We start from the raw sequence: 2494 nt of genomic DNA, 5'->3' as shown, positions 1-2494 counted from the left end.
ACTACTGGAGTTACTGAACAAATTGCAGAAAAACTAGGTACATTATTGAATGCAAAGGTTTTTCATGCAGGTGATATCGATAAGATTTTAGAATTTGATATTGCTATATTAGCAACTTCTACTTGGGGAATAGGAGATATACAAGATGATTGGATTGGACCTTTAGAAAAGCTAAAAAGTTTAAATTTGAGTGGAAAAAAGGTGGGAATTGTAGGTGTTGGAGACCAAGAGTCCTTCTCTTCTAGTTTTGTTAATGGAATGAGAGAGCTCTATACTGCCGCAACTGAAGCTAATGCAACTGTTGTTGGCTCAACATCTACAGATGGATATTCGTTTGATGAATCTACGGCTATTGAAAATGGAAATTTTGTTGGCTTGGTTATTGATGAAACAAATCAAAGTAATTTAACAGATGAAAGAATTGAAAAATGGGTTGTTAACTTCCAATAGTTTTAATCAAAATGGCGTGAATAATTCACGCCATTTCAGGCTGTAGACGAGCAACTGTCTACAGCTTTTTTTTTTTTCGAATTTTTTGATATAATATTTTTAAATAAGGAGGCGATTTAAAACTATTAATTTGGTTAAAATTATTCCTGAAAATCACATTATTAGAAAAATTGACAAAGCTAAGGAACTGATATTTTTGACGAAATTTTTAAACAAATTTTTGTTGAAGTTGCTAAATGTAATTTCCTTGATGAAGAAAACATATTTGTTGATGGAAAAAGAAGACTAAAATAGTTGCTAGACACGTATGGGAAGAGTACTTGGAAAAAGTAGAAGATATAAGGCACACGGTAGGAATTAAAGAGATCTATTCTCTTAGGAGTCAAACCATTGAAAGAGTTTTCGCTAACGCGAAAGAACTACATGGAATGAGATATACACAATACAGAGGGTTAGCGAAAGTAAAAATGGAGCTCACTCTCAAATTTGCATGTATGAATTTAAAAAAATTAGCAATGTGGAAGTTTAGAAAAGGCTTCTTCAATACTAATTTTTTTTTAAAGTAACTATAAATTCATAAAAATAAAAAAATGGCTATCGAATAATAAATATCTGATAGCCATTTGTCTACAGTCTGAATCCAAGCTTTATAGCTTGGATTTTATTTTTATTCGTGATATTATTAACCTATATGATAAGGCGGGATTAAAAATAAAAAAAAACGCCTTTAAATAACAAAAATAATTGGAGGGAGAATGTCCGTAAAATTTTATAATGATAATGCAGAGGATTTTTTTAACAACACAGTTGGCGCTGATATGAGTGTAACTTATAGTATTTTTGAAGATAGTCTTTCTGAAAAAAATGGTGAGATTCTTGATTTAGGATGTGGTAGTGGAAGAGATGCTAAGTATTTTATTAATGAAAGATATAAAGTAACAGCTTAAAGTTTTTTAAAACTACTAAAATTTCTAGTGTTTGGGATGAGTTGGAAAAAGGTATGGAGAAAACCGCTACAGAAGGAAAAACTTATACTTTAAAAGAGATTAAAGAGTTACTGTATAAAGAGTACCTACAAAAAGGTGCTCCTTTAACAATAGTAAAAATTATGGAAAAAACCAAAGAGGAAAAACTTCCAGGGAAGACAACTATATTTAGACATTTTAAAACACAAAAAATTAGAGAAATTTGGAAAATTGCTTTAGAGGAGAGAGAATAAATATGGATAAAGTTAGGGAAACTTTTTACATGCATTGGAGTAAAGAAAAATCTGATAAGTTTTATGAAACATTAGAAAGTTCAGTTTTAAGTTACAAAATCGAATGTTTAGAAAAGTTCATAGAGGATATATTTGAAGAAAACCCTCAAGTTAAGAGAGATGAAATTTTAAGGTACGCTAAAAATATGGATGCTTTCACTGATGCAGAAGAATTTTTAGTAGATTTCTTCAAGTCTACTAGAACACCAGAAGGTGATGCTGTTGCTGCTAGATTAGAGGATAATCCTGACGAAGTTGAAAGACTTTTGAATGGACTTTTAGCTTCAACGAAAATAAGGGTTAAAGAGAATGAAAATGAGTTTATAGTTTGGTATGTGTAGTGAACTACCACTGCCCTAATAGAGGGCGGGGCTTCGTGGAAAGTATCTGACTCATGTCAGATATATTAATCACGCTCTGCGGGTAGTTCCTACCCTGAATATATTACAAATTTCATAGTTTTTAAAACGTATGTCTGATGTCACCTACAAAAATCAAGTTTTGCGGTCAACAGATATTGTATATCACCTTGAACGTCAATGCTTGGCTTTCGCTCTTTTCAAAGTGGGTCGCATACTGTGAATATTTTACGAGACAACAGAATTACTTGTCTCAACTCCATATATTCAGTTGTTAAAGTTCGTAGAAACCATGCCTTTATGGCATAGTTTATTCTATCAAAATCCTGTTATAATTTCCAGAAAAATTATAACAATCTTTTGAGATTCGATTCATCCCTTACTTGAGCGAAGTAGGGGTCTTCTCGAACAAAGATGATAAAATAAA

Annotated in this window: 4 protein-coding genes and 1 pseudogene; all 5 read left to right on the top strand. The window is 31.6% G+C overall.

From position 1 onward, the window contains the following. Window positions 1–450, top strand: a 450-nt coding sequence (locus ACWI69_RS12025; RefSeq protein ID WP_448822073.1) for a flavodoxin, incomplete at its 5' end; no start/stop codon positions are given. Between the two features lie 287 nt (window positions 451–737). Then, window positions 738–1016: pseudogene (locus tag ACWI69_RS12020) on the top strand (transposase); the annotation flags it as partial. A 189-nt stretch (window positions 1017–1205) separates the two neighbouring features. Beyond that, on the top strand, window positions 1206–1397 hold the full coding sequence (locus ACWI69_RS12015) for a hypothetical protein (RefSeq protein WP_448822072.1): 192 nt from the start codon (window positions 1206–1208) through the stop codon (window positions 1395–1397). Window positions 1398–1450: 53 nt separating this feature from the next. Next, window positions 1451–1669 (top strand): hypothetical protein, encoded by a 219-nt coding sequence (locus tag ACWI69_RS12010; RefSeq protein WP_448822071.1) that lies wholly within the window; start codon window positions 1451–1453, stop codon window positions 1667–1669. Window positions 1670–1671: 2 nt separating this feature from the next. Continuing rightward, entirely contained in the window at window positions 1672–2049 is a 378-nt protein-coding gene (locus ACWI69_RS12005; protein ID WP_448822070.1) for a hypothetical protein, read from the top strand. Window positions 2050–2494 lie beyond the last annotated feature (445 nt).

Source organism: Cetobacterium sp., assembly GCF_977044495.1.
The sequence above is the reverse complement of the archived record's forward strand: the minus strand, read 5'-3'. Positions and strand labels throughout refer to the sequence as shown.